The following is a 3,213-nucleotide window of genomic DNA, read 5'->3' as shown; positions in this document are numbered from 1 at the left end:
GTGTCGGACCCGGGGGCGGGGGGGGCGCCCGGGGGGGGGCGGGGCCGCGGCCGCCCCCCCCCCCCCCGCGGGGCCCGGGGGGGCCCCCCCCCCCCCCGCCGGGGGGGCGGGCCCGCCGCCGTTTTTCCGTGCGGGCACCGGCTCCGAAGGTGGTTCCCGATCGTTCTTCGATCACATTTGCGCCGCCCGACGGGATCTTCCCGAGTCGAAAAGGCGGACATATGCCTGCAAACTGGCCTCGCCGGGATCTTCCCGGAGCGCGTCGGGGAGGTGGTGCGGGAGTGCGTACCAGGCGCAGCCGGGCAGTGTCGCTGCTGGTCACCTCGATCGTCGTGGCCGGCGTCCTGCTCCCGGCCACGGCCGGCTCACGCTCCGGTGCGGCCGACCCGGTCACGGCCGCGGGCGTCGGCATGGGCGCGGATACGGGCCCCGGCGCGGGCGTCGGTACGGACTCCGGCGCGGGTTCAGGGGCCGCGGGCTCCGGCGCCGGAGGACGGGGCGTCCCCGTGGGTCCGGCGGATCCGGTGGGCCCGGCGGCCCGTGCGGCGGCGCCGGACACGGCCACCGTCAGCGTCGCGGACCTGCCCGTGGAACCCCCGGCGCGCCCCGCGCGCGGCGCGCCCCAGGAGCTGTTCGGCGCCGACTGCGCCACCCGCATCGAGGGGTCCCAGGTCAAGGCCTACTGCCACAACCGCTTCACGGAGACCGACCTGGTCCGGCTGCACGTCGAGTGCGACCGCTGGTGGGACGTGGACGGGGACGGCGCCCCGCTCGCCCTCGGCCCGGCCGGCCGGGCGGAGCTGAGCGGGCGGTGCTGGAAGGAGGTCCGCTCGGCCTGGGTCAGCCACCAGCGGCCGTAGTCACCGCAAGTCGTGGCATCCGGGGGCCGTGGTCACCGGCGCCCCAGGCAGACGAACGGGTAGCCGGCCGCCTCCGACGCGGCCGTGTCCGCGTCCCCGCGCCGGATCGCCTCGATCAGCCGCGCGTGGTCCACGTGCAGTTCGGGCGTCAGTACGGCGCCCACGTCCCCGCGCAGCCAGTCCGCCACCAGGTCGCCCAGGTCGGCGTACAGCTCGATCAGCACCTCGTTGTGCGAGGCCGTCACCACCGCCATGTGCAGGCTCACGTCCGCCGCCACGAAGAGCTCCGTGCCCCCGCTCTCCCAGGCCGCCTCCCGGCGCGCCAGCAGCGCGTCCAGCTGGACCAGGTCGCGCTCGGTGCGCCGCTCCGCCGCCAGCCGGGCCGCCGAGGACTCCAGGGTCGAGCGCAGCTCCGCGATGTCCCGCGGGTCGGCCCCCGCGAAGCGCCGGTGCATCACCCCGGCCAGCTCGCTCGTCGCGATGACGTACGTCCCCGAACCCTGGCGGATGTCGAGCAGCCCGTTGTGCGCGAGCGCCCGTACGGCCTCGCGCACCGTGTTGCGCGCCACCCCCATGAGCTCGACCAGCTCCGGCTCGGTGGGGATGCGGGACCCCACCGGCCACTCCCCGGAGGTGATCTGGTTGCGCAGCTGGGCGATCACCTGGTCGACGAGCGCCGAGCGGCGGGGGGACGTCAGCGGCATGGAGCCCTCTTCGGAGATCGGTGGAGACGGTGGCCGGAAGACTACTGGCCGGGCTCCGGGGGTGGACAACCAATCATCCCATGATTCTATGATGGTTCAATGTCCGACGAAGAAATCCAGACCTTGAACCGGCCCACGGCCGCGCGAACGGCGCCCGAGCCGCTCGACCCGACGGCGGCGGAGCCCGCCGTCGCCCCCGCTCCCACCTGGCTCGGCCCGGTGCTCCTCGTCGGAATCGTGCTGGCCGCCCTCAACCTGCGGCCGGCCATCACCAGCCTCGGCGCCCTCTTCGAGGAGACCCGCACCGGCCTCGGCATGAGCGGTACGGTCGCCGGACTCATCACCTCCGTCCCCGCCCTCTGCTTCGCCGTCTTCGGCGTCACCGCACCCCGGCTCTCCCGCCGCTTCGGCCCGGCCGCCGTCGTCTGCGCGGGCATGGTCGCCGTGGCGACCGGCCTGCTGATCCGGCCCTTCGCCGACAGCGCCGCCGGCTTCCTCGCCGCCAGCGCGCTCTCCCTCGCGGGCATCGCGCTCACGAACGTGCTGCTGCCCGTCATCGTGAAGAGGTACTTCCCGGACCGGGTCGGCACCATGACCGGCCTGTACTCCATGGCCCTGGCCGCCGGCACCTCGCTGGCCGCCGCCGCGACCGTCCCGATGACCGAAGCGCTCGGCGGCAGTTGGCGCGGCGGGCTGATGGTCTGGGCCCTGCTCGCGGTCCTCGCCGTACTGCCCTGGCTGGCCATCGCCCTGGCCGCCCGCCGGGAGAAGCGGGCGCTACGGGCCGCCGCGGCGAGCGCCACCACCCCGGCGGCCCGACCCGACCACGGCCCGGGCGTCCTGCGCAGCCGCACCGCCTGGGCGCTGGGCTGCTACTTCGGCCTCCAGGCCACCAGCGCCTACGTCACGATGGGCTGGCTCCCGCAGATCTTCCGCGACGCCGGGGTCTCCGCCGCGACCTCGGGCGTCCTGCTCGCCGTCACCATGGCCCTCGGCGTACCGCTGGCCTTCGTCATCCCGCGCCTGGCCGGCCGGATGAAGAACCAGGGGCCCATCGCCGTCACCCTCTGCCTCTTCGGCCTCGCCGGATACCTGGGGCTCTACCTCGCCCCCGCCGCCGGAGCCTGGGCCTGGGCCCTCCTGCTCGGCGTCTCCAACTGCGCGTTCCCGCTCGTCATTACGATGATCGGAATGCGCGCCAAGTCCCCGGCCGGAGTCGTCAAGCTCTCCGCCTTCGCCCAGAGCACCGGCTACCTGATCTCCATCCCCGGACCGCTCCTCATCGGCACCCTCTACCAGCACAGCGGCGGCTGGGACCTGCCCCTCGCGCTGATGGCCTGCCTCACCGTGCCGCAGCTCGTGCTCGGCATCCTCGCGGGCCGGGACCGGACGATCGAGGACGAATGCGGCGTGCGAGACTGATCGGCATGCCAGTCCTCGAACCGAACCCCCAGAACGGCCACAAGAAGCTCGGCGTCGTGCTCGGCGCGATGCTCGGCGTGACCGTGATCATCGCCATCATTGCGAGCATCGCCTCCCGCTGAGGCCCCACCGGGCCTAGGGCGTGTTTCGAAAGTGGCGCCGGGCGCCCGAAGGGCGCGGCTCGCGGCGTCTGGTGCCGTGCATCGCAAGGCGGAGGAATGCCCGCC

The 3,213-nt window shown here is 74.4% G+C and carries 4 protein-coding genes; 3 read left to right on the top strand and 1 reads right to left on the bottom strand.

From position 1 onward, the window contains the following. Window positions 1-281: 281 nt before the first annotated feature. Complete coding sequence (locus ACIQWR_RS27100) at window positions 282-860, top strand: hypothetical protein (RefSeq protein WP_404014560.1); 579 nt, start codon at window positions 282-284, stop codon at window positions 858-860. Window positions 861-892: 32 nt separating this feature from the next. On the opposite strand, the gene ACIQWR_RS27095 is transcribed toward ACIQWR_RS27100, so the two are convergent. Then, a complete protein-coding gene (locus ACIQWR_RS27095) occupies window positions 893-1,564 on the bottom strand; it encodes a FadR/GntR family transcriptional regulator (protein WP_404014557.1) in 672 nt (223 codons plus the stop codon). Between the two features lie 99 nt (window positions 1,565-1,663). Here ACIQWR_RS27095 and ACIQWR_RS27090 point away from each other — a divergent pair, with 99 nt between their 5' ends. Together ACIQWR_RS27090 and ACIQWR_RS27085 are read left to right on the top strand one after the other, a co-directional pair. Continuing rightward, window positions 1,664-2,986 (top strand): CynX/NimT family MFS transporter, encoded by a 1,323-nt coding sequence (locus ACIQWR_RS27090; RefSeq protein ID WP_404014556.1) that lies wholly within the window; start codon window positions 1,664-1,666, stop codon window positions 2,984-2,986. 5 nt (window positions 2,987-2,991) lie between these two features. Next, window positions 2,992-3,108 (top strand): SGM_5486 family transporter-associated protein, encoded by a 117-nt coding sequence (locus ACIQWR_RS27085; protein ID WP_283451924.1) that lies wholly within the window; start codon window positions 2,992-2,994, stop codon window positions 3,106-3,108. The last annotated feature ends 105 nt before the right edge of the window (window positions 3,109-3,213 follow it).

This window comes from Streptomyces sp. NPDC098789 (assembly GCF_044759975.1).
Lineage (GTDB): Bacteria > Actinomycetota > Actinomycetes > Streptomycetales > Streptomycetaceae > Streptomyces.
The sequence above is the reverse complement of the archived record's forward strand: the minus strand, read 5'-3'. Positions and strand labels throughout refer to the sequence as shown.

Excerpts from the sequence above, each read along its gene's own strand:
- ACIQWR_RS27095 (WP_404014557.1), bottom strand. The coding sequence starts at position 1,564 with ATGCCGCTGACGTCCCCCCGCCGCTCGGCGCTCGTCGACCAGGTGATC.
- ACIQWR_RS27085 (WP_283451924.1), top strand. The coding sequence starts at position 2,992 with ATGCCAGTCCTCGAACCGAACCCCCAGAACGGCCACAAGAAGCTCGGC.
- ACIQWR_RS27090 (WP_404014556.1), top strand. The coding sequence starts at position 1,664 with ATGTCCGACGAAGAAATCCAGACCTTGAACCGGCCCACGGCCGCGCGA.